The organism is Ochrobactrum sp. A-1 (assembly GCF_022488005.1).
Classification (GTDB): domain Bacteria; phylum Pseudomonadota; class Alphaproteobacteria; order Rhizobiales; family Rhizobiaceae; genus Brucella.
The window spans coordinates 318,021-339,415 of record NZ_JAKVQC010000003.1; the positions used below are offsets into that span (position 1 = coordinate 318,021).

The following is a 21,395-nucleotide window of genomic DNA, read 5'->3' on the forward strand; positions in this document are numbered from 1 at the left end:
TGAAAAATCGACAGGGCCGGGTCCGAATAGGGCCCGGCTTTTCCGTGAACCCCTGCAAGGGCGCTTTCGCGCGCCTTTTCACGGCTTCACGCCGATCACGCAATCATGCGCTCATGGAGAAAATGTCATGCTTTCACGCCCGGAATCCGTCCGGCGGCAGGCTGATTATGCGCCTTTCCGCCACCCACATTTTGAGACTGCCAAGGCCGCACAACGTGCCGCCTTCCTGCGCGAGCTCGAAGAGTCGGTCAAGCGGTCTGACGCCATGCGCGCACGCCTTTCAACCGCTCGCGTCTTGGAGTCACTGCAATGAAAACCATTCTCGCCGCACTCGCCTTCCTGCCTGTTTCGCTCCCGCATGATACGGCGCCCATTCCGCGCCCTGACATGCCTACGCAATATGTCGTGGTCGCGTTCGACAAGGGCTTCACAAAGGCAACTGTCATCGAAGAATTTCGCGACATTGACGACCTTGAAGCATGTGTCGACGTCGCGCAGTCGTCCGGTGAAGGCCAGTGGACTTCATGCGTTCCCGTAACAGGCGAGGCGGAAGCGTATGCACTCGCCGAACCCACGGACTCCATGGCCTGCCTTTTGGCCGCAATCCAGCCCACTGACGCGAACCTCGAAGCGTGCACCGGCATTCCTGTAGCGGAGTCGATCAATGAATAGCGTTTCAACCTGTCATCTCCCACTCGCCGCGCCGGGACTTATCAGCTTCCGGTGCCGGTCGCCTTTTGGCTGGATCATGATCGGCGCGCACGACCCTGACGACGCCATGAACCAAGCCCGACGCTCCAGCGATTCCGCGAGCCGCGAGACGTTGCAAGTCTGGAATGGCTCCCGCTATGTGCCGGTGTAACGCCATGCCGCGCCATTGGGAAACACACCTATACACCTACGCCGTCGCCTACCAGCAAGGCGACAAGATCAAGCCTGAAAACCTTGCCGGTATGCGCCGCAAGGCGCTTTTGCACGGCCATACAGAAGGCCAATGCCTGCGAGTCGAGCAAGATCCCGGCCTTTACATTCGCACCGGACGCCTAAGCCCGGTCTAACCCGCACCCCGCACCCTGCAACTATGCACGAAAGGAAACGCGCCATGAGCAACCCCGCTCAAGCCGCCCTGTCACGCGCCGTCAACCGCGCAATCGCCAATGGCTCGCCTGTTGTCGTGAACGTCCCGCCGCGTATTGCGCCTGGATACCGCGCCTTTACCGGCCATGTTTTCACGGCAACGCAAGCGGCGGCTTACAACGCCGCGCTTGACCGATTCGAGCGGTCGCCGAATGAGGCGAACCAGAATGGCGCGCACAATCTTTTCTATTCCATCGCCTTGACCGGAAAGGAAGCATGACCGTGCGCAAACTGAAAGCATTTCTGCTTGGGATGCGGGAGTTCCGCCTGTCCATTACATGGGCTGACCCCGCTCGCACCGACGACTGCGACTATACCGGGCTTGACGAATCCTACGACAGAGGCCGGGAATTTGCGCACCGTCTGACCCTGCGCGCCTTCGACGGCTGACTACGCCTTTCACCACCCGCAAACATGCGAAAAGAGGAGATCCGCGCCATGAAAGCGCCCGTTGCATACACATACGTCATATTGAACGAACGTCGCCGCTCGACGGCCCGCTGGTCGCTGGCAATCCAGTTCCCAAACGGAATCCTTGAGCGCCTCACGACATACAAAAGTCGTTACCGCGCCGTGTCCGCCGCAAAGACTCTCGCCGTCGGCTCCTGCCGCATAGAGGTGCGCGCGTGAAAGATGCACTCCGCGAACTGGCTGACTTCCTTTGTTACGACGTCATGCCTGCCGTGGTCGTTACGGCCTTCATGCTTGTTTTCTGGGCTGTCGCGATAGCGATCCTGCCACAATAGTTTGGCCTCTGCCCCCGAGGCTGACTTCCGATCCCTCAAAACCGGAGGTGTCCCATGCGCCGGGCTTTTAAAGCCGGCTGACTCAACTCGGCGGGAAATCCGCGTGACCGCCCGCCCTCGTAACCGGCGCGCACCCCCTCGCAATCATGCAACAGAGAAAATTATGTCTTTTGAGACCGTCTTTATCGCCATCGGCTTGATTTATATCGCCGCTTCGCTCGTCGCCTACCGCCTTTTGTTGCGGAGCAGGTAACGCTTTCACCCGCAACCATGCATATGAGGAGATCAACATGAATGCCGCCCTGCCGCTCATTGTGAGCCTGAATTGCGGGTGTTTCTTCCGTGGCCGGTTCCTGATCGAGACGCCCGAATGCGAAGAGCATCGCAAGCTCGAATGCCTCGACGACATCGACGACGAACCCGCCGAGTTCAAGTTCGACCAGTTGTCCGACCGAGCGAAAGAACGCGCTCGCGACAATTATCGCGAAGGCTACCCCGATCATGAGTGGTGGGACTCCGTCTATGACGACGCGGTCACCATCGCCGAAATGATGGGCATAGAGATAGATGGCACCGCGCGGCAACCATCAATACAGTTCTCCGGCTTCTGGTCGCAAGGTGACGGCGCGTCGTTTTCAGGGCGCTGGACCCCATTAGCCGATCCGCTCGCCTCGCTCAACAAGGTGATGGAATACGCGCCACTGGACAAGGAACTGCATTCACTCGCCTTCGATCTGGCGTTGCTCTCCGAAGGATGCCGCGATCTCATTCCCGATGCCTATGTCCGCGTCACCAACTCTGGATATTATTCACACTCCGGCAGCACGCATTTCGACATTGGCCTGCCGCTCCCCGACAACATCGACGAGGACAACGAACTGCAAGTCATGGTCTATGAAGCCTTGCTCAAGGCTCGCGATCTGGACTTCGACTCATTCGAGGACCGCATCAAGGCAAGCCTGCGCGGATTCATGGACTGGATATACGACCAGCTCGAAGCTGAACATGAATACCTCACGTCCGACCAAGTGGTCGACGAGGCGCTCGCCGACTACAACTTCGATGAAGATGGAGAATTGCTATGATAGCCGAGTTCTCAATCTATCTGCGCATCTTTGACGTGCCCACGCTTGTCACCGACGCACAAGAACGAGCCAGAAACGAAGGCGTCGACGAGAATGACGTCAAAGAAATGTACAACGAGTCCAACTTGGACAATTGCCTCATCATGTTGCTCGATCCATCCACGCTTCCCGGTTGCGAAATCCTCGAAAGTAACGCCGAGATTGCCTGACACCCCGCCAACTATGGCACCACAACGGAGACTCCCGTGAATATCATGACAAATCCTCAATCCGTTTCCTCGGTCCTCGCCAGCCGCGCGATGATCGTCTCCCTGTCCATCTCGCAATGGTCAGGCCGTCGCCTTGACCGGCAGATCACCGACGAGGTCAACCAGAACCACGGCGCTGCCGCCGACGCTGGCCGGTACAACAAGCTGCTCCTCCCGAAGGAAGCATTGGCGGAAATCGTATCCATCGTCGGCGAAACCCGCTCGGACTTCCTCAAGCGCACATTGCCATGGATGGACAACGGCAGTCGCATCATGGCGAGCGATGCATACTTGCAGCATATGTCATGGGTGCGTGGTCAGGTCGCCAAGTTCGACCGGGCCGTCGACAAATTCCTCGCCGACTACCCGCAATATGTGGCCGATGCCCGTGTCCGCCTGAACGGCATGTTCAAGGACGACGACTACCCGGACGCTCACATCTTGCGCAGCAAGTTCGGCGTTGCCTGCAAGGTTCTTCCGGTCCCCACCTCGGAAGACTTCCGCGTCCAGATGTCTGAATCCCAGGCAGACCGCATCCGCGAGGAAATCGAGCAGCAAGTCTCCGACGCCACCACGGAAGCGGTGCGCGATGTTTACCGCCGCGTGGCAGACGTCACCGGCCGCATGGTCGAGCGTCTCAACGCCTACAAGCCAGCCGGTCGTCCGGGTGACAAGACGGAAGGCGTGTTTCGCGACAGCCTTGTCGAGAATGTGCGCGATCTGATTAGCATCCTGCCAGCATTGAACATCACTGGCGACCGTGAGCTTTCCGCCATGGTCGAACGGCTCAAGCCACTGGCCGAGCACGATGCCTCGACTCTGCGCGATAGGCCAGCGATCCGCCGCGACGTGGCCGATGAGGCTCAGAAGATCCTCGACAGCGTGTCGGACTTTCTCGCATGAGTGAACGCAATCACCCATCGCCTGTTCGATTTCTCCTCATCCCGGTACTCGGCGACATCAAAGAGGAACGGTTTACGGTTGCGCGCGCCACGGTAGTTCCCCGTGCCAAACTATTGGAGCATGTGCGGACGTTCTTCGACGAACCGATAGAGCGCGTGAACGTGCTCTATCGGGGCGAGTACCGCGATATGTTCGTCGGCGAGACCAGTTCGATCAACGACCGTCACATCCGAAACATCCGGGCGACCGAGATTTACCGCAACAATGTGTTGTCCAATGGGTGGGAACCGTCATTCTCGAACCTGCCATTTATATGCGGTCCCGCCGTTCTCTTCCCGGACTATCAGGTGTGGAAATAACCACCCGCAATCATGCGAGAAAGGAAATGCCATGTTCATCGTAGCTTGGTCCATCAATCACGGCGGCAACAACATCGAAGATCATTGGATCGTCGCCGAGACACGGAAACAGGCAGACGCCGAAGCAGCAAAGCTGCAAAAGATCGGCAACCTGCATTGTTGGGCGGTATCTGAAATCAAGGCAGGCTCCGAACCACATTGGATAAAGTGAACACATGCCGACCGGCGTAATGTACGGCCCGTATGCACGACAGATCACAGAATACCACCTGAAATTCTGGTTTGTTCTTGTCCTCGATGACGGTCTGGGAACTCGCCGTTACGAGCTGACCTTCGACCGCCCGCCGAACACTAGACCAAGAGCACGGTATCGCGGCTACTTCGGTGAAGTGGCTCCGAGATACCGGTCGAACTTCAACAACTACTTACCGCCCAACGACCTGTCGCCATACAACCTCACACCTTTCCCACGCTTTGAGCGTGACACGCTCGCTGATGCGATGGCCTCACTTCTGCAAGGTGAAGATCTTGCTGATGCGGTCAGGCTGTCACGCTTCGGTGGGCTTCCCAACCTCGCCAGATATGGCAAACACGGAGACCTTCTATGAACCTCAAGTCCGCAACGACTCTGCTCAACCACTTCATTGACGCCGACATCCCGGCATTCATGTGGGGCCCTCCCGGCGTCGGCAAGTCCGCTTCGCTGCGCCAGATTGTGACCGAGCGCAAATGGGGAATGGTAGACTTCCGCGCTTCGACCCGTGACTCGGTGGCGTTGATGGGCCTGCCTGATATTTCCGGCGAGACCACCCGCTGGAAAGTGCCGGACGAGTTCCCGCAGACCGAACGTGACGGTGAGGAAGGCATCTTGTTCCTCGACGAGCTGAACGCCGCACCACCTTCGATGATGGCGGCAATGTTCGGCCTGGTCCTTGACCGCAAGGTCGGCGACTACGTACTGCCCAAGGGCTGGCGCGTGGTTGCGGCTGGCAATCGTCAGGCTGACCGTGCTGCGGCACAGCGTATGCCTACCGCTCTCGCTAACCGCTTCGCTCACATCGACGTCGATGCAGATACGAGCGCCGGACATGACAATGTCCACGTCGAATACTTCAACGAGATCGGCGTTGATCCGCAGCTCATTGCCTTCCTTCGGTTCCGTCCGGCACTGATCCATTCGATGCCGAAGAATGATGAGCGTGCGTTCCCAACGCCCCGTTCGTGGGAACAGGCGGCGAAGATCCTGAATCTTCCGACGGCACTCCGCCTGCAGGGTGTATCCGCTATCGTCGGTGAAGGCGCTGCGGCTGAACTGGAAGGATTCCTTCGTGTTTACCAGAACTTGCCTTCGCTAGATCTGGTACTCGCCAATCCGAACAGCGCGCCTATCCCGGAAGACCCGGCGGCTCGCTTTGCAATCTCCGCTGGCCTTGCCCGTAAGGTTGATGAGCGGTCTTTCGACAACGGCATGGCTTACATGCAGCGCTTGCCTCGTGAGTTCGAGATTATGATGTGCGTCGATGCGGTGCGTCGTGAGAAGAAGCTCTCTCACACCCAAGCCTTCGTCGATTGGGCGCACCGTAATCAGGACTTGACCCTTGGCTAGGGGCGGCATTCATTGGATTGCCGGGCCTGTCTCCTACAATACGACGGATACAGGGATGCATCCTGACCGCACCTTCCAGACATTAAAGTGGGGTTTCATCGGAGGCGATGCCTCTGGTGAACTTCGCCGCTGGAATCTGCTCTTCAGCCTCGAGACAAGGAAGTTCTCGAGCACATCCCTGTCGATTCCTCAGTGGGAGAAGGCGCACGCAAAAGATCTGGCGGACTTCTACCGCCCGATCGCAATCCTCCGTCACATGCTTCCGAAAGGCAGCATTGCCCTAGCCATGAAGGCGATGCTGAAACAGGAGGACATCGCCGATGCCATTGCCCTTTCAATCACGGGAGGTCAGTCTCATGGCGATCATTCGTAAGGTTTTCGGTCCTTTCAACCCAGAGCACATCCATCCGGGCACGCAGGCTGAGGAACTGCGGTGGCATTTCATCGGCATCAAGGACGACAAGACGACAGCACACTGGACATTGGTCTTCGACCCTCGCAAGCGAACTTACCGGGTCAACAACAATACCAGCAGCGGCGGCTTGATTGGCCGCAGTCGAAAGGCATTGATCGCCCAGAAGATAGATCCGGGTGTCAAGGGTGAGACTGCTCACCCCGACGCCTGGCTCGACGACTCTCCAGTCATGGAGGGCACCATCACCAGCATCCTGAAATCGAAACTCTCACCAGAGGATATTGCCAGGGCGACCGCGCTGGTAATCGCAAGGAGATGAATCGTGCTGACTACCGACGTCATCATGAACAACTTCAGGAAGAGCGACCACGCTGACAATCGCTGGAGCTTTGCTCCGCTTCCCGAAACCGTTCTCAACACCCACCTTTACTACCTTTCGTTCATCAAGCAGGAGCGGCGGTTCATGCTGTCTCGAAAGCAGATCGTGCCCTTCATCCCGATCGAAGATGACGAACTCCTGCAGGCGTTCAAGGCGACACTGCATGCAGACGAAGTGGCTGCGTGCATGAGATCCACTCTCGATCAGGGCGTCGACCCGGATGACATTCCATTCTGATACACGGAGGCCAACATGAAAACCGAAGACAAGATCCTCGCCGCTCAGACGGCGCTGCTGTGGGACCACCCATTCTTTGGCGTCCTCATGCTCCAGCTCAAGAAGGTGCAGGTGGATGACCCGAAAAAGGTCGATACGATGGCGACAGACGGCCGTCATCTCTTCTACCACCCGCCCTTCGTCGATGAGCTGAAGAAGGACGAGCTGGTTTTCGTGCTGGCCCATGAGGTCATGCACAACGCCCTGGAGCATCACATCCGACGCCAGTCCCGTAAGCCCGGCCGCTGGAACGATGCCTGCGACTACGCCATTAACGGCGAGCTGGTCGAATGCAAGGTCGGCAAGATGCCAGAGCGCGGCCTGCTCGAGGCGCGCTTCACCGGTCTTTCAGCCGAGGAGATCTACCGTATCCTCGACGACGAGAACAACGGCGACGACTCCGCTGAAGGGCAGGGCGATACCGGTGGTTGCGGTGGAACGATGGATGGCTGCGCACAGCACGACGAGGCAGCCAAGGCCGAGCTGCGTGCCGAGATGCAAACGCAGATCAGGCAGGCTGCCATGACCGCCAAGGCTGCGCAGGCTGGTAAACTTCCGGCTGGCGTGCAGCGTATCATCGACGAGCTGCTCATGCCGAAGGTCGACTGGCGGGCTGTTCTCCGCCGCTTCATCGACGAGTCCAGCACCCGTGACTTTTCCTGGGCGAAGCCGAACCGTCGTCTTCTGCCTCTCGGTCTCGTTACGCCCGGCACTGTTGCTGATGGCGTCAGTCACATTGTGATTGCGGTCGACACTTCCGGCTCGATCGATGACGAGATACTCCGTGACTTCGCCGCAGAGATTAACGGGGCCTTCGGAGAGGGCGCAGTTGACCGGCTCACCGTCATCTATGCCGACGCCACAGTGAACCACGTCGAGGAGTTTGAGACCGGCGACGAGCTGGTTCTTCACCCCAAGGGCGGTGGCGGTACTGCCTTTAGCGATACGTTCCGCCTCATCAATGCAGAGTACCCGGACGCAAAGGCCACGATTTACCTCACTGATTTGTACGTCGGTGATTTCGGTGATGAGCCTCCGCACCCTGTTCTGTGGGGCGTTTACGGTCGCAACCGTGACTTCGGTTCGCTGTCGGCTCCCTTCGGTGAAGCCATAAATATTTCGGTGTGATGAGATGCCGTTCATTGATCTCACGCACCGCCGCTTCGGCAGACTCACGGCGCTCGCCATTCAACGCGGCGGGCGCCGATCTTATTGGACGTGCCAGTGTGATTGCGGGAACACCAAAGTCGTCAGCATCAGCAAGCTCACCTCCGGCAACACCAAGTCGTGCGGTTGCCTCCGTTCCGAATTGGTCACCGCAAAGAACATGAAGCATGGGCAAAAACGGCATCCTCTTTACTCCGTCTGGAGGAGCATGAAAAACCGCTGCTACAACCCCGAGTTCAATCAGTTCAAGGATTATGGCGGTCGCGGCATAAAGGTCTGTCCCGAGTGGCTCGATGATCCCGCTGCCTTCATTGCGTGGGGTGAGGCCAACGGTTACCGCAAAGGCCTGGACATAGACCGCGAAAACAACGGTTGGAACTACTCCCCACAGAACTGCCGGTTCGTCTCCAGAAAGACGAGCAACCGGAACAGAAGGAACTGCCGATACATCGACACCCCGGCCGGGCGGATGATGATAGCCGAGGCAGTCGAGGTGTCCGGCCTAAGCCGGTCGCTAATCTATTACCGCATCGGCAAGGGCTGGCCCACCGATAGACTTTTCGAACCCGCCACCTATGGCAACAAGGAGAAGCCATTGTGTTTACCGATTATCGCTTCGTGATAGACGCGCTTGATCTGACGACAGGGCAGTCGCGATGGGTGTTCACGTCTGCCGGATTGGCAGAAGCCAACGCTGCCTTCGACAGGCTAACTGCCGTTGATAGATACCTGATGGTCGAGCTGTCTGAACTTCGTGACGGTGGCAGCACCATCGGGCAATTCGTCGTCATTAAACAAGCAGAGAAGACCGTAGACGGCGCCGTTATTATCCGGTCCGAGCCCGAGGCCATCGTCAAGACACGCGGCGATGATGCACGTCTCAAACTCCTAGAGTTCGGCTTTGCCGCAGGGCACCGTTAGCCTGAAACCAACCGCCGCGCATGGCAATAAGGAGATGAAAGATGAAGTGCCCGAAATGGATGAAGCGAGCGGACTTTGTCCGTATTCGGGAAATGGACGTTGAGGACGCCGAGGCTGCGCTTGCGAAGCTTTACGACGCGGAAAGAGAGCGCAAACGAGCGTGGCGTTTAGCCAACAAGGAAAAGGCTGCGGAAATGGCCCGCAATTGGAGGAGGAATAATCCAAAGAAGGCGCGAGCCGGTTATAAGCGACAGCGAGAGGCCATTAAAGCCGACCCGGAACGCCGCGCCCATTACGCCGAGGTCCGTCAAGCGTGGCTAAAGCGCGGCGGTCAAAAGAGCTACCCAAAGCAGAGAGAGCGAGAACGGCAATACGATGCCGATCGCTATCAACGTGGCAAGACGAAAAGGCTTGCACAAAATAAGCCGGGCGAATTGCGGAAGCTCATACAGCAACGTTTGCCGGGGTACCTCATTCCAGCGGCCCGGATGGACATCATTAATTCGGTGATGGAACTCGCGCTCGCTAATCGAGTGCGACACGACAGACTTGCGGAACACGTCAAGGCGTGTGTCACGGCCTACAACCGCCAGTTCGACCATTTCAAGAACGTTTCTATCGACGCCCCGATCGCTGGCACGGACAGCCTTACACGAGCTGACCTGATCGATAGTGAAGCGTTCCATTTTTAAACACCACCCGGCATGAAAGGATAATTCCATGCCCCACACACAAGGACCGTGGGCGGTCGACGACTTCCCGCTCGACGTCGAACACGCCTGCACCATGCTCAAGGTCGACGCCAATACGCCACGAGAATGGGTGGGTATCTGCACCCCTCGCGATGCGGACGGCAACTACGAGCACGTTGCTTACTGCCACATATCGAATGCTCCGGTGATCGCAGCCTCCACAGTGATGCTGGATCTCCTGCGCCGCAATCTCAATGCGTGGGAAGACGAAGAGGATTCCGTGCAGGAAGAGCACGAGGAACTGATCGTCGATCTGCGCCAGTTTCTGAAGGACAAGTGACATGCCTAGCTATCTCGTCACATGGGAGATCGACATCGATGCCGAGACCGCGCACGACGCGGCTCGGCAGGCACATGAGATCGTCCGCCGGCCGGATACATCGGCCAATGTCTACAAGGTCATCGAGCACGATGGCAACGGCGAGGCGGTGACCGTCGACCTCGAGGAGGAGACCAATGTCGAGTAAGTCGATCGGTGAAGCCTTGCGCGATGAAGCGCATAGAACGCTCATGTCAAACTTCGTACTGAAGGATTGGCAACTAGAAAATCCAACATCTGAACTACTTGCCTTTGTTGAACCAACACGGGCAATGCGAATCGAAGTCGAAGAGTTTTACCCGATGGTCAGCCTCCGCAGTGTCCGCCGTATGATCAAGGCCGTCGAAATAAATGAGCAGTTTTCATCATCCGCTCAGATCTACATCGACTTCCACGATCATCGAGGCCGGGCGAGGTGGTATCTATTTTACAGCATTAGAGACAGAACCTTCGGCGGCGGCCTCCTCGATGGCGACGGAATGGGGATGCAGATTCCTCTCCCCGCCAAACTGAGACGGCATCTCATCAATCTTACTCCGCCTGAAATTATCGCTCATTGCACAGCCGCCTCGCTCGGCGTTGGACAATGCATAGACCTGATGGTGAAACGAGACCCGCCCCCTTGGGGCTAACACCCGCAATTATGCGAAAGGATGTGGCCATGACGCCCGAGAGACCCGACGAACTGTTCAATTGCTGCACTGATTACAAAGAGCCGGACTGGTCGCAGTTCACACACCTCGAACTGGCCGGCTGCGTGAACGAGAACGACCCGGAGGACAACGAAACCTACATCAATGGGAACCAGTCCGGCGGAGTCGCGCAGTTCTTCACGGTCTACGGCCGCGATAAGGAAGGGCTGGCCGAAGCCATCACCGACACAGACGACGCTCTGTATGCTCTTCGGGTTGCAGCGGCGCTCGCTTACCGGTCGAAGCTGGCATGCCATGTCGCACCGTCATTGATGTGATGCCATGCCGGATTTCATCGTTCAGATCAGCCTGAAGTGTGTCGTTGAAGCCGACAACCCTGGCCGCGCTGCATCAGACATGGCGGAGAGATTGCGAAAACTTCTTGAAACTCACGACCCTATGCTGTTGAGTTACATGAAACGGGAAGTGACCGCGTATCAGGTTATCCAATCCACCACGAAGTATTAGCGGGCAAGGGAGGCTCAAATGGAAGAAGGCTTTTTCCATTCACCATTCAACATCTTCGCTGTTGGAATCATTCTCTTCTTCTATTTCATGCCGACGATCTTTGCTTTTCGCCACAGACGACCAGACTCGTGGGCTATATTGATTATCAATACAGCTTTCGGGTGGACTCTTATCGGCTGGATTGGCTCGATGTTCTGGTCGTTGGCTCCTGTCCATCGGCAGTAATACACCCCTCATAAACCCACCAAAGGCCGGGTCATTCGCCCGGCCTTTTCTTTTCTACCCCCTCGCAATCATGCGACCCCACGGAGATCTATATCATGAGCAATATCGACAACGTCACCGCCACTGTTTCGACCGCTTCTCTGGACTACTCGGTTTTCAGGAAGGCTATTGAGAACGCCTGCAAGGTCGTCGAACGTCGCAACACCATCCCCGTTCTCGATACCGTCTTCATCAAGGCGACGACGAATGGCGTCTATGTTCTCGGCACTGACCTTGACATCTGCACCACGACCTTTGTGCCGGGCAATGTATCCAAGGACTTCACCGCTCTGGTCGACGCTCACAAGCTGAAGGCCACAATGGATAAGGTGAAGGATGCTCCGGCCATCAACTTCGCCATGTCGCAGAAGAAGCTCACCGCCAACATCGGGAAGCTGAACCTGACATTGAAGCAGGACATCCCGGTCGAAGACTTCCCCGAAAGCCACGCCTTCCGGGACCGATTGAACGAGTCAAACCATACGTTCACGCTGCCGTCAGCCACGCTGCTCAAAATTCTCAACAAGGTCCAGTTCGCTATCTCTGCAGAAGAGACGCGCTACTATCTCAACGGCGTTTACATGCACGTCATCGAGAACTCGCACCACATCACCTTCGTCGCCACGGACGGCCACCGGCTGGCTCGATATGAGATGCCTGCGCCAGAAGGTGCAAACGGTATCCCCGCTGTCATCATTCCTCGCAAGACAATTGTTGAATTGATGCGGCTCCTCAAGCGTAAGGGCTGCCCAGAAGAAACGATGGTCACGGTTTGCAAGACCGGCGTTCGGTTCACAGTTGGCGAAGACGAGACCGTGGATAGCAAGGTCATCGACGGTCAGTTCCCGGATTACACCCGCGTCATCCCTATGAACAACGATCACCACGCCACGATCTATCCGGCTTCCTTCATTGATGGCGTCAAGCAGGCCAGCGCGGTTCTCCCTGCAAAGGGCGGCTCGGTCTCGGTCAACTTCCTGCCGGGGATGGCCTCTCTCACCTGTCGTGATGTCGACTTCGGTGAAGCATCCGTCGATGTCTCGATTGAAAACGAGCAGTCGCTGGAGATCGGATTCAACGCCCAATACCTGATCGACATCCTTTCTCACGTCGATGGTGAAGCGAAGTTCATGCTCATGGGCGCCGGAGATCCGGTAGTCATCCGCAACTCGGACGATGATTGCCTGACCTTCGTTCAGGTGCCGACGCGCATCTAACCATCCCGCCGAAAATGGCAACCACGGAGACAAGATATGAACGCAATCGTTCCTCGCGACACGGTCGAGCAGATCGTCAAGTACCGCAACACCGCGCTGGATATGTTCAGCGAAGCCCACAAGATCATCACGGCGGCGCACGACGCTGAGAAGGAAGCCATTGACATGGCGCGTAGAGCCTTCCCCGGCACCAATGCCTACAATGCAGCGCATGAGACGGCATCGAAGATCGCTATGCACCCGATCGCCAAGCTTCCCTTCGACGATTATATGAAGGAGAAGCGCCGGGTCATCGACCTAAATGTGTGGGCGTGGATCATCGAGCGCACCGACCTTGAGCACCTGATGGACAAGGAGGCCAAGGAGCAGCTCAAGACCCAGATGGGCCACATCATCGAGGAGCCGACCGAGCCTGGGCAGATCATCAGCGAGGAAGAGGCTGCCAAGGGTATGCCTCCCGTCACTGTCGAGAATATCGTTGCCACGCTTGAGGGCTTCATGCTCAGCGCTGAGACGATCTTCCGGCGCGGCATGGCTAACGCCTTCGCCAAGCTCGACCGGCGCTTCCGCTCCCATGACGGCTTCAAAGTTGGCTCCCGCATGATTCTGTCCCGCTGTTTCAACGAATATGGCAGCTGGAACTGGAACCGGGACGAACGCTCCACGCTGATCGACATCGAGCGCACCTTTACCATCCTCGACGGCAAACTGGACGAGGTGAAGAAGCAGGACGCCGAGATAGCGGAGGCACGCCGCACCCACCGGCCGATTGTCCACTTCACCAAGACCATCGGCGAGATTGATCTCGCACGGGCAGGCTCCAGCGGCGCACGCCAGACTGAAGTCGAGACCGAATACTTCAAGGTCCGGATATTCAAGAACGGCAATGCCCACCTCTGGTTCACCCGCAAGGATCTGGTGGCGAAGGTAAACAAGCTGCTGGCCGAATATTATGGCGAAGTTCTCGCCGACAGCCAGGTCAAGGAAGACGACCCGCTGGAGAATGTGAAGACATCTCCGGCTCGCTACTACGGCTTCTTCCCCACGCCTCCCGAGGCTGCAGAAAAGATGATCGGGCAGCTCGACCTGCGTGCTGGCAAGGATGGCTCGCGCCTTCGCATCCTCGAGCCATCGGCCGGCACTGGCAACCTCGCCCGGATGGCATTTACCAAGCCAGAGCCGGGTGTCCGTGCGGAATGGGACCGCCAGCGCTATCGCTTCGACAACATCGTCGACTGCATAGAGATCCAGCCGCACCTTGCCAATGAGCTGAAAGCTTCCGGCCTGTACGGCAAGGTGATCTGCGAGGACTTCCTGCACATCGACCCTGTCACGACGGGGCTTTACGACTTCGTGATCATGAACCCGCCGTTTGATCGGGAACGGGACATCGACCACGTCGTCCACGCCCTGAAATTCCTAAAGCCTGACGGAAAGCTGGCCGCTATTATGTCGGCCGGGACGGAGTTCCGGCAAACAGCCAAGTCGATCGCGTTTCGCAAACTAATGGAAGACATGGGTGCGGACTGGAGAGATCTGCCACCCAATTCCTTCTCCTCCGTCGGCACTCATGTGAATACTGGCTTCATTGTGGTGCAGAAGAACCGCCGCAAGAAGGACCGATATGAATGGCCGACTTGGCCGCAGGTAGGATAACAGAGTAAGTGTGAGTTAGTAACAACGAGGGATTCCCATGTCGCAGAAACCATCATCCAAGCTTATCGCCAAGGCATTACCGAAGGGTGAACGCTTCACTGGCCAGTTTTCACTGCCCGGTCTAATCCCTGATCTGGTGCGGGGTAGGGATGGTAACGTCCAGCTTTTCGATACAGAACAGCAGGCGTACGTTGCGGCAATGGAAGCGGTGATCCGTCTCTACGACAGCCGGACTATCGATACCCGCAAGGCTGGCGGCTACCGTCGCCTCACCGGCGCCGAGCTTGCTGTATTGCTCGATGAGGTTGACATCACACCTACCTACTTTGCTGAGATCGTTGGCGTTCCTCAGCACCGGGTCATGAAATGGCTGGACGGAGAGCAGGACATCCCGCACTCCGCCCATGTGTTGGTCAAGCTTATGAAATTGAACGACAACAATTTCCGTATCGCAGAAGAAATCACAGAAGAATATCGAGAGAGCTCATGAAAACGGCAATCAATCACTTCCGAGTCTGGGTCATTCGTATGGGCTTCAATCAGAAGCAGATAACGGCAGCAGCGAACACGATTGGCATCCAGAACTCGGTCACGGCGAGCCTTACTTTCAATGGTAAGCGCGAGCTCACCTTGACCGAGCGCCTTGCGATGTCAGCAAGGCGAGCTGGTTTGCAGCCCTGGACTCCCGACTACGACGCCGAACTGACGGAGGCATCTCCGGTACGTCACGATGCCAGCGCTGTTTGAAAGCAGCGTTGTTCATATAGCCGAGCTGCTTCCCTACCTTATCCAGACCGTAATGCAGGGCGAGAATCGTCTTCAGTCTCTGCTTCCGCTTGGTCCCTCGCTTGTCTGCCTTCCGGCTTTCCGGCCATAGATCAAGCCATTCATCCATAACGACAACCGCCTCGAGCATCTGGTAAACCCACTCGTCACCGATGGCACTCTTCAGTCGTTGCAGGATCTTGCGACAGTCCACTTGATAACTGACGATGTCCGTCGGGCCGAAGCCTCCGCCGCCTGTTCCTTCAAGGTTGGCTGACTTCAGCACCTTGACCTGCGCTCCCTGAACGAGATCCCTAAAGCGAATGGCGGTGTGAAACCGCACACCGCCCATTCCATCTTCGTCCGGTCCCAATTCCATTTCCCCATTCGATACTAGAAATTCGATGGGGCTGGCCTGCGCATTAAGAATCGTAACGGCGTCTCTTACATCGAGGAATGACCGGCGCTCCGGCATAGTGGCGACGACGTCATCCCCTAGCGTGTCGGATGCCATCACCCTGCCAATCATTTCATACATCCGCGAGCGCTGCTCATCGAGCTCCTCGCCTCGACCATAGAAGGCGACCAGTGGAAGGACACCTGGCTTGAGCGTTTCGCTCGCTTGTTCCTTCGCTGCCTTCAGCCGGCCCATCAGTCTCTTGCTGGCAGTCATGTCCGACTCCTTGCGCCCTTCCTCTGCGAACCACGCAGCGGGATAATCTTCATTGGTATCCGGTCGAGAAGCCCGCCATCGGTAAGCGTTCCGTCGTCTTGCTCCCGGATCTCCAGCAACTCGCTCAGTGCTTTGCTTCGCTCTGAATCTGTCATGGCTGAGCGGTTGGCGTAAGGGGAGCGGGTGACCAATCCAGATATTTGTTTCGGCCTTTTCATCAGGACGGTGGCTATGCTCCGCTCCGACATTCCGATGACCCACAGCACCCACGCCACATAAACATCGCGATCGGAGTGCTTGATAATCTTCAAGGTTTCTTCTTTGCGCATCGCTTTGCCCGTCCTTTGTAGGTTACTGAAATCGTGCGGGTCTTGCCCTTCTGCCTCACCGATTCCTTGAACGCGCCTTCCGCTTTAGCCATCTCGGCTCCGGCTATTTCACCGAACCGGTGGAGATGGCCGTTGACGTAGCGGACAAGGTGCTTGTTCAATGCTTCGAGTGCGCTCTCCCTTGTCGGGAAGATCTGCGGCTTGCCTCCGACCCCGAGAATGGGCTTGGCTTCGCCGTCCATTGATGTCCGCAGGAAGGCTTTGAACCCGCCGCTGAACTGCTTCTGCGTGTACGTTTCAAACTGGTTCATGACTGACCTCACATCCCTGCCGTGTCTTCCCACAAGGTGGTCTGTGTGACCTGATCCTTGAACAGGGTAAGCTTCCCATCCCAATCGAAGATGTGCCTGTCGCGCGGCGTCCCAAAGCGGTCCTTCAGTTTGTAGATTTCAATCTTCCCTCTCGAAACCTCGAGGTCTGAGTCCCACTTCTCCCGGCCTTTTCCGTTGGAAGAGGGTGGGTTTTTCTTCAGCCAGTCGTATCGGTTGAAGTTGGCGAGCATGATGTCCGCGTGTTCTTCGAGCGACCCACCGTAGAAGTCTTCCATCTCAGGCTCCGGGTGCTCCTTCTGACGAGCTGCCTTGGTGAACTGGCAGAGGCCGATCACAACGCAGTTAAGATCCTTCGCCAATGCCTTGAGATCACGAGCGTTTTCATATGCGCGTTCGACCGGGTCCATGCGGTTCTTCGTTACACGATCGACCAGCTTCAAGTGATCGACGCAGAGAAGATCAAGGCCGAACTTACGCTTGTGAGCGAAGGCTCGGCTGCGGATCTGCTGGATGGTCATCTTCGACGGCGACACAATGGTCAGCTTGCGGTCTTGGAAAAACTTCTCCGCCTGCATGAGAGATTCCATCTGCTTCTCGTCGATGCCGCGCAGGATGTCGCGCATGGAGACGCCGGTCTGCCCGGCCACCGAGCGCGCGACCAGCGCCATGTTGTCCATCTCCAGCTCGAAGAGAGACGTTGGGTGGGAGACGGAAGAGAACAGCATTTGCTGCATCGCCGCTGCCGTCTTGCCCGAGCCGGGGTTACCGCCCCACAAAACCAGCGATCCCTGCGGGAAGAGCCCGACCATCTGTTCCAGCCCCTTGAGGCAAGGGCGCAATGCCATGCCGCTTCCGTGCTGTGTCGCAGATGTATAGATCTGTCGGATCGTGCTCGACACGCTGGCTTCATGCTCAATGGCGGCGTTGCGCGACATATCCGCAAGGCGTTCGGATGCGCGGTCGATGATCTGATCAGGGTCGAGGTTGATGTCGTTGGCCGACTTCAGGATTCCTTCGGCCAGTGCCTTGATCTTGCGGCGGCTGGCTGTCTTGCGCAGCTCATAGGCATAGTCTGAAAGAGGCAGCTCTTCTTCACGGCTGGCAACGTGCAGGAGCATGGACAGATAGGCGTCCGGGTCTTGATCGTTGCTCAGCGAGCCGAGACGGCCTGCCACGATGGGAACGCGCACGGCTCGACCATCACTTGCCAGCTCATAGATCACAGCGAAGATCTTCTGATGATCGTTCGATGCGAACATCTCCATGTTCATCAGCTCCTGGATGTTCCAGTAGTTGGCTTCGTCCAGGAGGATGGCGCCGAGGATAAGCTGCTCGATCTTGATGTTGCTATAGGTATTGGACGTTACGGATTCGTTGCTCATCGTTCTTCCTCAAGGTCCACACGTCGAGCCAGTCATCAGGCTCCGGGGACGCATAAATCACTGCTTCGAGGCCAGCCTCTCTGGCCCTCTTCTGAAGTTTCTTGGCCGCGGCTATGCCGGGTGGATCCACGATCTCTCCGGTCCTCTGGTGCAGGCGATGCCTGTCTCCATCCGCGTAGATCTCAAGGCGCTTGACGCCTTCTGGGATCTCCAACCCCATCATTCCCGAGGTGGACAACGCGGCCCACACAGAAGCTGGCTTGCTGGACAGGAGCGCTACCCCGAGACCTGTCTCGATGCCTTCCGTCAGCCGCAGCGTCTCCGTTACCGGCCCCAACCGCACGGCCCCGCCATTTGCAGGACCGAGACCGAGCTTCACCTTCCGGCCGTCCTCATTCACGAGGGCCTTGCCATTCGGCTGAAGGAAGATTCGCCAGATGGCGATCAGCTTGCGGTCCTTGTTCTGCACGCCGCCAATCAGGGCAGGGTGCTTTGATCCTTGAAGCGAAAGCCCCGGATGAAACCGGAGGCTTGGCATCCACTCTGTCCCTTCCGGGAAGTCTGCCAGCTCGATCGAACGAGACCGGAGGTATTCCTCAGCCAGTGTGCCGACTATCGGCTTTGCTTCTGCCCAGATGGAGCGAACCGTTTCCGTCTTCCTCTCCATGTCTTTCTGATCTTGTCGGGCGCGCTGCTCGTCGCGCCTTTTGCGGTCTTGTTCACGCTGGAATCGCTCGCGGCGTTCCTTCTCGGTCTCTTCCCTGCCGGGGAGATTAACCCCGGCGAGAGAGGCCACCATTTCCACCGCCCGAGGGAATGAAACGCCGTCCAATTCCATGAGGAACTTGAAATGGTTGCCGGTAACGCCGCAGCCGAAGCAATGGTAGCGGCCCTTGCGATCCTCACAGTGGAACGATGGGCGGTTTTCACCGTGGAAGGGGCAGCAGAACCAATAATCTCCACGGTTCGGCTTGCTCTTCTTGTTGTCGACGCTGGCGCGGGTCCGAATGACTTCCGATATTGGGATGCGTTCTCGCAGATCTTCGAGGAAGCTGTCGGTAAACCGGCCGCTACCTCTCTCACGCATTACCCTGTGCCCCCGCCATATACAGATCGAGATTGGCAAATATCGCTGCCACCGCAGTGGAACGACGAGCATCGGCTTCCGAGCGCACGTCCTTGCTGAGCGTGTCGTCGTACATATCGGCGAGAGCGCGGAAGTAATCCACCGCAGCAGTCGCATTAACTTCGGACAGCTCCTCGAGGAACGTGCTGACGCCGACCAGAACGAAAACCATCCCAGAGATGCCGGTCTCCGCGCAGGCGCGGTTCGTGGCGTGGACCAGATGTCGGTGAACCGCATCGCGGATCGCCTGTTCCTGCTCTGGAGTGACGCGCACCACCGGCTTGATTGGATTGCTCATAGGAAATTCTCCTGCTGGAAAGACCGTCCGCGATCAAAGGCGTGGTCCGGTTCATTCATGATGCGGAGGGCGTCGAGCATGCACAGCGCTTCCGCCTCATCCTCAGTCGAGTAAGACCAGCCGTTCTTGTCGCAGTACGTTTTCGCCTGCAGCTTGAACCACTTGGATCTTTCGGCCTGCTTGGCCTTCTTCATGGCGTCAGGCACACGGAGCTTGCCGTGTGTCTTCGAGCGCCATGTCGAGATCGCTATGAACTGCGGATCCCGCAGCCCCATCGTGTGACACAGAGTCTGTGCATGGGTAGGCCAGCCCGACGAGAAGATGACCTGCTGCGCATCGATGGCTGACTTGCCACCGGGGGTGCCGTGATCGACGATGGTCATCAGCTCTATGCCAACGAGCGGGTCGGGCAGGGCGCTCAGCGTGCGCTTCAGGTACTGAACGAAGGTGGCATATGCCTCTCCCGCGCTCTTCTGATTGAACTTCCAGGTGCCGTGGCGGATGTTCTCTCCACCGGCCAGACAATAAGCAAAGCCCATTGACCGGCCCGGATCGATAACAAGGTAGCTTCCGGGTGAATCGCTCATGCCGGTCGCTCCGCATAGAGAAGACGGGCCGGGGCAGGGAACAGAGGTTTCGGCCCCCAGACGTACCAAGCATGGTCTTCGGTCCCTGTCTGGCCGTTGCCTTCCCAGCTAATGCGATCGACGAGAACGATCTTTGCGAGGAAGCGTGGGTTGTCAGCGAACAAATGTTTGCGGGTCTTGCCGCTGTCGAACTTCGCTGTCAGGAGCAGCGCCACATTGCCAGCGCAACGCGCCAGCGCCTTCTCTGCAAACTTGACCGCAGTACGGTTCTGCTTGCCGTAAGGTGGGTTGGTGACGATGGAGTCGTAGACCTCGTAATCATCCCGGTCAGACAGGAAGTCGAAGATCTCGTCGTGTTCGCGGTAGTAAGTCTCGATGTCAGAGGTGTAGACCTCCGCCCCGTTGGCCCTCAGCACGTCAGCCATCTTGTGATTTCCGGCCGCTGATTCCCAAACGTTGTATCCGCGCACGGGAAAGTATTTGAGCAGGGCTTCTGTCGCCCACGCCTCTGTTTCGTAAAGCTCGTTCTTCTTCAGGTCATATCCAGATGCGGTGACGGTCATTCTTTCCTCCCGACGGCGCGCATCACGCGCTTTTCCATCAGTGCTATTCGTTTGTTGAGCTGTCTGGAGAACCAGACGAGGCGGTACTTGATGGGTTCGCCGGACCTCGGCTCGCTGATGAGCCGCATGAATTTTCCGTATGGCGTTGAACCCTTGAGGCGGTTGCAGGGAGCACACGCTGCCGCGATGTTGTCCTTGCTATCGAGACCTCCGGCCGACCGCGGCTTGATGTGCTCGCGGGTTACCTGTTTGACTGTCAGTGGATCGAGACAGTAGATGCACTTGCCGCCCTGCTTTTTCAGCGCCGACTCCCTGTCGGCTCGGGCAAATGCTGCGTCCAGTTTGGACTGCTGGAATTTCGAAAGACGCCCCTTAGCCATGGTCTCACCATGGAATCCGAGGTCGTCCGCGTGGTGACGAAACCATCGCGAGAACCTTTCAGTATGATTGGGTGAGGTGTCCGGTCTTGCCGGTGAGCCACGGCGCCGTAGCGCCGGGCTTATCTCTCAGGTGGCATTATTGCCGGGTTGTAGTGATGGATCAGGCAGCGCGAAGAGCGCTCTCTCCCCACCAGGATTCTACCTGACGGCCGTCGCCTGCCTTATAGCGAATGAGGTAACGCGGCTCGTCTGTGGTATATTGCGAACGGCCGATGATCTCGCCAGTCTCTCCGCTTTCAGCGAGCTTGACACGGTCACGGAGATTAAAAACCAAAGTGTTCATTTCATTT

Annotated in this window: 39 protein-coding genes and 1 pseudogene; 29 read left to right on the forward strand and 11 right to left on the reverse strand. The window is 57.4% G+C overall.

Features of this window, described 5'->3' with window-relative positions:
* The first annotated feature begins 127 nt into the window (after positions 1-127).
* The 29 genes from MKS82_RS03130 (at position 128) to MKS82_RS03270 (ending at position 15,100) form a co-directional block, all read left to right on the forward strand.
* Complete coding sequence (locus MKS82_RS03130) at positions 128-313, forward strand: hypothetical protein (protein WP_109369016.1); 186 nt, start codon at positions 128-130, stop codon at positions 311-313.
* Positions 310-672 (forward strand): hypothetical protein, encoded by a 363-nt coding sequence (locus MKS82_RS03135; RefSeq protein WP_240578337.1) that lies wholly within the window; start codon positions 310-312, stop codon positions 670-672. Before MKS82_RS03130 ends, MKS82_RS03135 begins: the two co-directional genes overlap by 4 nt.
* Entirely contained in the window at positions 665-862 is a 198-nt protein-coding gene (locus MKS82_RS03140) for a hypothetical protein (protein WP_240578338.1), read from the forward strand. The genes MKS82_RS03135 and MKS82_RS03140 overlap by 8 nt, the downstream gene beginning before the upstream one ends.
* Before the next feature lie 4 nt (positions 863-866).
* Positions 867-1,058, forward strand: coding sequence for a hypothetical protein (locus tag MKS82_RS03145; RefSeq protein ID WP_109369019.1), 192 nt, complete (start codon positions 867-869; stop codon positions 1,056-1,058).
* A gap of 44 nt (positions 1,059-1,102) precedes the next feature.
* Positions 1,103-1,357: a DUF2478 domain-containing protein gene (locus MKS82_RS03150; protein WP_109369020.1), complete on the forward strand. Its 255-nt coding sequence runs from the start codon at positions 1,103-1,105 to the stop codon at positions 1,355-1,357.
* On the forward strand, positions 1,354-1,527 hold the full coding sequence (locus MKS82_RS03155; protein WP_167522194.1) for a hypothetical protein: 174 nt from the start codon (positions 1,354-1,356) through the stop codon (positions 1,525-1,527). Before MKS82_RS03150 ends, MKS82_RS03155 begins: the two co-directional genes overlap by 4 nt.
* A gap of 48 nt (positions 1,528-1,575) precedes the next feature.
* The gene (locus MKS82_RS03160; protein ID WP_109369021.1) at positions 1,576-1,767 is read left to right on the forward strand and encodes a hypothetical protein; all 192 of its coding nucleotides are present in this window, start codon (positions 1,576-1,578) and stop codon (positions 1,765-1,767) included.
* Between the two features lie 406 nt (positions 1,768-2,173).
* The gene (locus MKS82_RS03165; protein ID WP_240578339.1) at positions 2,174-2,968 is read left to right on the forward strand and encodes a hypothetical protein; all 795 of its coding nucleotides are present in this window, start codon (positions 2,174-2,176) and stop codon (positions 2,966-2,968) included.
* Complete coding sequence (locus tag MKS82_RS03170) at positions 2,965-3,177, forward strand: hypothetical protein (protein ID WP_240578340.1); 213 nt, start codon at positions 2,965-2,967, stop codon at positions 3,175-3,177. Before MKS82_RS03165 ends, MKS82_RS03170 begins: the two co-directional genes overlap by 4 nt.
* A 36-nt stretch (positions 3,178-3,213) precedes the next feature.
* Positions 3,214-4,119 carry a hypothetical protein gene (locus tag MKS82_RS03175; RefSeq protein WP_140019429.1) on the forward strand — a complete coding sequence of 302 codons (906 nt, stop codon included), beginning with the start codon at positions 3,214-3,216 and terminating at the stop codon, positions 4,117-4,119.
* Positions 4,116-4,478, forward strand: a complete 363-nt coding sequence (locus tag MKS82_RS03180) for a hypothetical protein (protein ID WP_140019428.1) — start codon at positions 4,116-4,118, stop codon at positions 4,476-4,478. Before MKS82_RS03175 ends, MKS82_RS03180 begins: the two co-directional genes overlap by 4 nt.
* Positions 4,479-4,509: 31 nt before the next feature.
* Positions 4,510-4,689 (forward strand): hypothetical protein, encoded by a 180-nt coding sequence (locus MKS82_RS03185; RefSeq protein ID WP_240578341.1) that lies wholly within the window; start codon positions 4,510-4,512, stop codon positions 4,687-4,689.
* A 4-nt stretch (positions 4,690-4,693) separates the two neighbouring features.
* On the forward strand, positions 4,694-5,086 hold the full coding sequence (locus MKS82_RS03190; protein ID WP_151589698.1) for a hypothetical protein: 393 nt from the start codon (positions 4,694-4,696) through the stop codon (positions 5,084-5,086).
* Positions 5,083-6,084 (forward strand): AAA family ATPase, encoded by a 1,002-nt coding sequence (locus MKS82_RS03195; protein WP_240578342.1) that lies wholly within the window; start codon positions 5,083-5,085, stop codon positions 6,082-6,084. The genes MKS82_RS03190 and MKS82_RS03195 overlap by 4 nt, the downstream gene beginning before the upstream one ends.
* 55 nt (positions 6,085-6,139) lie before the next feature.
* Positions 6,140-6,457: a hypothetical protein gene (locus tag MKS82_RS03200; protein ID WP_240578343.1), complete on the forward strand. Its 318-nt coding sequence runs from the start codon at positions 6,140-6,142 to the stop codon at positions 6,455-6,457.
* Complete coding sequence (locus MKS82_RS03205; protein ID WP_240578344.1) at positions 6,441-6,818, forward strand: hypothetical protein; 378 nt, start codon at positions 6,441-6,443, stop codon at positions 6,816-6,818. The genes MKS82_RS03200 and MKS82_RS03205 overlap by 17 nt, the downstream gene beginning before the upstream one ends.
* A 3-nt stretch (positions 6,819-6,821) precedes the next feature.
* On the forward strand, positions 6,822-7,115 hold the full coding sequence (locus MKS82_RS03210) for a hypothetical protein (RefSeq protein ID WP_109369032.1): 294 nt from the start codon (positions 6,822-6,824) through the stop codon (positions 7,113-7,115).
* Between the two features lie 15 nt (positions 7,116-7,130).
* Positions 7,131-8,282, forward strand: a complete 1,152-nt coding sequence (locus MKS82_RS03215; protein ID WP_240578345.1) for a DUF2201 family putative metallopeptidase — start codon at positions 7,131-7,133, stop codon at positions 8,280-8,282.
* Between the two features lie 4 nt (positions 8,283-8,286).
* Complete coding sequence (locus MKS82_RS03220) at positions 8,287-8,943, forward strand: hypothetical protein (RefSeq protein WP_240578346.1); 657 nt, start codon at positions 8,287-8,289, stop codon at positions 8,941-8,943.
* Positions 8,919-9,242 carry a hypothetical protein gene (locus MKS82_RS03225; protein WP_240578347.1) on the forward strand — a complete coding sequence of 108 codons (324 nt, stop codon included), beginning with the start codon at positions 8,919-8,921 and terminating at the stop codon, positions 9,240-9,242. The genes MKS82_RS03220 and MKS82_RS03225 overlap by 25 nt, the downstream gene beginning before the upstream one ends.
* A gap of 41 nt (positions 9,243-9,283) precedes the next feature.
* Positions 9,284-9,934: a hypothetical protein gene (locus tag MKS82_RS03230; protein WP_240578348.1), complete on the forward strand. Its 651-nt coding sequence runs from the start codon at positions 9,284-9,286 to the stop codon at positions 9,932-9,934.
* Between the two features lie 28 nt (positions 9,935-9,962).
* Positions 9,963-10,274 (forward strand): hypothetical protein, encoded by a 312-nt coding sequence (locus MKS82_RS03235; protein ID WP_240578349.1) that lies wholly within the window; start codon positions 9,963-9,965, stop codon positions 10,272-10,274.
* Between the two features lies 1 nt (position 10,275).
* The gene (locus MKS82_RS03240) at positions 10,276-10,461 is read left to right on the forward strand and encodes a hypothetical protein (RefSeq protein ID WP_240578350.1); all 186 of its coding nucleotides are present in this window, start codon (positions 10,276-10,278) and stop codon (positions 10,459-10,461) included.
* Positions 10,451-10,945 carry a hypothetical protein gene (locus MKS82_RS03245; protein ID WP_240578351.1) on the forward strand — a complete coding sequence of 165 codons (495 nt, stop codon included), beginning with the start codon at positions 10,451-10,453 and terminating at the stop codon, positions 10,943-10,945. The genes MKS82_RS03240 and MKS82_RS03245 overlap by 11 nt, the downstream gene beginning before the upstream one ends.
* Before the next feature lie 29 nt (positions 10,946-10,974).
* The gene (locus MKS82_RS03250) at positions 10,975-11,283 is read left to right on the forward strand and encodes a hypothetical protein (protein WP_240578352.1); all 309 of its coding nucleotides are present in this window, start codon (positions 10,975-10,977) and stop codon (positions 11,281-11,283) included.
* Positions 11,284-11,491: 208 nt separating this feature from the next.
* Complete coding sequence (locus tag MKS82_RS03255) at positions 11,492-11,698, forward strand: superinfection immunity protein (protein ID WP_240578353.1); 207 nt, start codon at positions 11,492-11,494, stop codon at positions 11,696-11,698.
* A gap of 95 nt (positions 11,699-11,793) precedes the next feature.
* Entirely contained in the window at positions 11,794-12,954 is a 1,161-nt protein-coding gene (gene dnaN, locus MKS82_RS03260) for a DNA polymerase III subunit beta (protein WP_240578354.1), read from the forward strand.
* Between the two features lie 36 nt (positions 12,955-12,990).
* Complete coding sequence (locus tag MKS82_RS03265) at positions 12,991-14,610, forward strand: DUF4942 domain-containing protein (RefSeq protein ID WP_240578355.1); 1,620 nt, start codon at positions 12,991-12,993, stop codon at positions 14,608-14,610.
* A 37-nt stretch (positions 14,611-14,647) separates the two neighbouring features.
* On the forward strand, positions 14,648-15,100 hold the full coding sequence (locus tag MKS82_RS03270; RefSeq protein ID WP_240578356.1) for a hypothetical protein: 453 nt from the start codon (positions 14,648-14,650) through the stop codon (positions 15,098-15,100).
* Between the two features lie 135 nt (positions 15,101-15,235).
* On the opposite strand, the gene MKS82_RS03275 is transcribed toward MKS82_RS03270, so the two are convergent.
* The 11 genes and pseudogenes from MKS82_RS03275 to MKS82_RS03325 all read right to left on the reverse strand — a co-directional run bounded on the left by MKS82_RS03275 (position 15,236) and on the right by MKS82_RS03325 (position 21,388).
* Complete coding sequence (locus MKS82_RS03275) at positions 15,236-16,048, reverse strand: hypothetical protein (RefSeq protein ID WP_109369045.1); 813 nt, start codon at positions 16,046-16,048, stop codon at positions 15,236-15,238.
* Complete coding sequence (locus tag MKS82_RS03280) at positions 16,045-16,377, reverse strand: hypothetical protein (protein WP_109369046.1); 333 nt, start codon at positions 16,375-16,377, stop codon at positions 16,045-16,047. The genes MKS82_RS03275 and MKS82_RS03280 overlap by 4 nt, the downstream gene beginning before the upstream one ends.
* The gene (locus MKS82_RS03285) at positions 16,356-16,688 is read right to left on the reverse strand and encodes a hypothetical protein (protein ID WP_109369047.1); all 333 of its coding nucleotides are present in this window, start codon (positions 16,686-16,688) and stop codon (positions 16,356-16,358) included. Before MKS82_RS03285 ends, MKS82_RS03280 begins: the two co-directional genes overlap by 22 nt.
* Positions 16,689-16,696: 8 nt before the next feature.
* Entirely contained in the window at positions 16,697-18,091 is a 1,395-nt protein-coding gene (locus MKS82_RS03290) for a DnaB-like helicase C-terminal domain-containing protein (RefSeq protein ID WP_109369048.1), read from the reverse strand.
* On the reverse strand, positions 18,057-18,758 hold the full coding sequence (locus MKS82_RS03295; protein ID WP_445558064.1) for a DUF7146 domain-containing protein: 702 nt from the start codon (positions 18,756-18,758) through the stop codon (positions 18,057-18,059). Before MKS82_RS03295 ends, MKS82_RS03290 begins: the two co-directional genes overlap by 35 nt.
* 66 nt (positions 18,759-18,824) lie before the next feature.
* A pseudogene (locus MKS82_RS03300) lies at positions 18,825-19,178 on the reverse strand (CHC2 zinc finger domain-containing protein); the annotation flags it as partial.
* On the reverse strand, positions 19,171-19,515 hold the full coding sequence (locus tag MKS82_RS03305) for a hypothetical protein (RefSeq protein WP_109369050.1): 345 nt from the start codon (positions 19,513-19,515) through the stop codon (positions 19,171-19,173). The gene MKS82_RS03305 and the pseudogene MKS82_RS03300, both read right to left, overlap by 8 nt.
* Entirely contained in the window at positions 19,512-20,102 is a 591-nt protein-coding gene (locus MKS82_RS03310) for a hypothetical protein (protein ID WP_109369051.1), read from the reverse strand. The genes MKS82_RS03305 and MKS82_RS03310 overlap by 4 nt, the downstream gene beginning before the upstream one ends.
* Positions 20,099-20,665, reverse strand: a complete 567-nt coding sequence (locus tag MKS82_RS03315) for a hypothetical protein (RefSeq protein WP_109369052.1) — start codon at positions 20,663-20,665, stop codon at positions 20,099-20,101. The genes MKS82_RS03310 and MKS82_RS03315 overlap by 4 nt, the downstream gene beginning before the upstream one ends.
* The gene (locus MKS82_RS03320) at positions 20,662-21,045 is read right to left on the reverse strand and encodes an HNH endonuclease (RefSeq protein WP_109369053.1); all 384 of its coding nucleotides are present in this window, start codon (positions 21,043-21,045) and stop codon (positions 20,662-20,664) included. The genes MKS82_RS03315 and MKS82_RS03320 overlap by 4 nt, the downstream gene beginning before the upstream one ends.
* A 160-nt stretch (positions 21,046-21,205) precedes the next feature.
* The gene (locus MKS82_RS03325) at positions 21,206-21,388 is read right to left on the reverse strand and encodes a hypothetical protein (RefSeq protein ID WP_240578357.1); all 183 of its coding nucleotides are present in this window, start codon (positions 21,386-21,388) and stop codon (positions 21,206-21,208) included.
* Between the last annotated feature and the right edge of the window lie 7 nt (positions 21,389-21,395).

Bases quoted from the DNA above. Each gene is read 5' to 3' on its own strand.
- MKS82_RS03130 (WP_109369016.1), top strand. From the start codon at position 128: ATGCTTTCACGCCCGGAATCCGTCCGGCGGCAGGCTGATTATGCGCCT.
- MKS82_RS03135 (WP_240578337.1), top strand. From the start codon at position 310: ATGAAAACCATTCTCGCCGCACTCGCCTTCCTGCCTGTTTCGCTCCCG.
- MKS82_RS03140 (WP_240578338.1), top strand. From the start codon at position 665: ATGAATAGCGTTTCAACCTGTCATCTCCCACTCGCCGCGCCGGGACTT.
- MKS82_RS03145 (WP_109369019.1), top strand. From the start codon at position 867: ATGCCGCGCCATTGGGAAACACACCTATACACCTACGCCGTCGCCTAC.
- MKS82_RS03150 (WP_109369020.1), top strand. From the start codon at position 1,103: ATGAGCAACCCCGCTCAAGCCGCCCTGTCACGCGCCGTCAACCGCGCA.
- MKS82_RS03155 (WP_167522194.1), top strand. From the start codon at position 1,354: ATGACCGTGCGCAAACTGAAAGCATTTCTGCTTGGGATGCGGGAGTTC.
- MKS82_RS03160 (WP_109369021.1), top strand. From the start codon at position 1,576: ATGAAAGCGCCCGTTGCATACACATACGTCATATTGAACGAACGTCGC.
- MKS82_RS03165 (WP_240578339.1), top strand. From the start codon at position 2,174: ATGAATGCCGCCCTGCCGCTCATTGTGAGCCTGAATTGCGGGTGTTTC.
- MKS82_RS03170 (WP_240578340.1), top strand. From the start codon at position 2,965: ATGATAGCCGAGTTCTCAATCTATCTGCGCATCTTTGACGTGCCCACG.
- MKS82_RS03180 (WP_140019428.1), top strand. From the start codon at position 4,116: ATGAGTGAACGCAATCACCCATCGCCTGTTCGATTTCTCCTCATCCCG.
- MKS82_RS03185 (WP_240578341.1), top strand. From the start codon at position 4,510: ATGTTCATCGTAGCTTGGTCCATCAATCACGGCGGCAACAACATCGAA.
- MKS82_RS03190 (WP_151589698.1), top strand. From the start codon at position 4,694: ATGCCGACCGGCGTAATGTACGGCCCGTATGCACGACAGATCACAGAA.
- MKS82_RS03195 (WP_240578342.1), top strand. From the start codon at position 5,083: ATGAACCTCAAGTCCGCAACGACTCTGCTCAACCACTTCATTGACGCC.
- MKS82_RS03200 (WP_240578343.1), top strand. From the start codon at position 6,140: ATGCATCCTGACCGCACCTTCCAGACATTAAAGTGGGGTTTCATCGGA.
- MKS82_RS03205 (WP_240578344.1), top strand. From the start codon at position 6,441: ATGGCGATCATTCGTAAGGTTTTCGGTCCTTTCAACCCAGAGCACATC.
- MKS82_RS03215 (WP_240578345.1), top strand. From the start codon at position 7,131: ATGAAAACCGAAGACAAGATCCTCGCCGCTCAGACGGCGCTGCTGTGG.
- MKS82_RS03220 (WP_240578346.1), top strand. From the start codon at position 8,287: ATGCCGTTCATTGATCTCACGCACCGCCGCTTCGGCAGACTCACGGCG.
- MKS82_RS03230 (WP_240578348.1), top strand. From the start codon at position 9,284: ATGAAGTGCCCGAAATGGATGAAGCGAGCGGACTTTGTCCGTATTCGG.
- MKS82_RS03235 (WP_240578349.1), top strand. From the start codon at position 9,963: ATGCCCCACACACAAGGACCGTGGGCGGTCGACGACTTCCCGCTCGAC.
- MKS82_RS03240 (WP_240578350.1), top strand. From the start codon at position 10,276: ATGCCTAGCTATCTCGTCACATGGGAGATCGACATCGATGCCGAGACC.
- MKS82_RS03245 (WP_240578351.1), top strand. From the start codon at position 10,451: ATGTCGAGTAAGTCGATCGGTGAAGCCTTGCGCGATGAAGCGCATAGA.
- MKS82_RS03250 (WP_240578352.1), top strand. From the start codon at position 10,975: ATGACGCCCGAGAGACCCGACGAACTGTTCAATTGCTGCACTGATTAC.
- MKS82_RS03255 (WP_240578353.1), top strand. From the start codon at position 11,492: ATGGAAGAAGGCTTTTTCCATTCACCATTCAACATCTTCGCTGTTGGA.
- dnaN (WP_240578354.1), top strand. From the start codon at position 11,794: ATGAGCAATATCGACAACGTCACCGCCACTGTTTCGACCGCTTCTCTG.
- MKS82_RS03265 (WP_240578355.1), top strand. From the start codon at position 12,991: ATGAACGCAATCGTTCCTCGCGACACGGTCGAGCAGATCGTCAAGTAC.
- MKS82_RS03270 (WP_240578356.1), top strand. From the start codon at position 14,648: ATGTCGCAGAAACCATCATCCAAGCTTATCGCCAAGGCATTACCGAAG.
- MKS82_RS03275 (WP_109369045.1), bottom strand. From the start codon at position 16,048: ATGACTGCCAGCAAGAGACTGATGGGCCGGCTGAAGGCAGCGAAGGAA.
- MKS82_RS03280 (WP_109369046.1), bottom strand. From the start codon at position 16,377: ATGCGCAAAGAAGAAACCTTGAAGATTATCAAGCACTCCGATCGCGAT.
- MKS82_RS03285 (WP_109369047.1), bottom strand. From the start codon at position 16,688: ATGAACCAGTTTGAAACGTACACGCAGAAGCAGTTCAGCGGCGGGTTC.
- MKS82_RS03290 (WP_109369048.1), bottom strand. From the start codon at position 18,091: ATGAGCAACGAATCCGTAACGTCCAATACCTATAGCAACATCAAGATC.
- MKS82_RS03295 (WP_445558064.1), bottom strand. From the start codon at position 18,758: ATGGAGAGGAAGACGGAAACGGTTCGCTCCATCTGGGCAGAAGCAAAG.
- MKS82_RS03305 (WP_109369050.1), bottom strand. From the start codon at position 19,515: ATGAGCAATCCAATCAAGCCGGTGGTGCGCGTCACTCCAGAGCAGGAA.
- MKS82_RS03310 (WP_109369051.1), bottom strand. From the start codon at position 20,102: ATGAGCGATTCACCCGGAAGCTACCTTGTTATCGATCCGGGCCGGTCA.
- MKS82_RS03315 (WP_109369052.1), bottom strand. From the start codon at position 20,665: ATGACCGTCACCGCATCTGGATATGACCTGAAGAAGAACGAGCTTTAC.
- MKS82_RS03320 (WP_109369053.1), bottom strand. From the start codon at position 21,045: ATGGCTAAGGGGCGTCTTTCGAAATTCCAGCAGTCCAAACTGGACGCA.
- MKS82_RS03325 (WP_240578357.1), bottom strand. From the start codon at position 21,388: ATGAACACTTTGGTTTTTAATCTCCGTGACCGTGTCAAGCTCGCTGAA.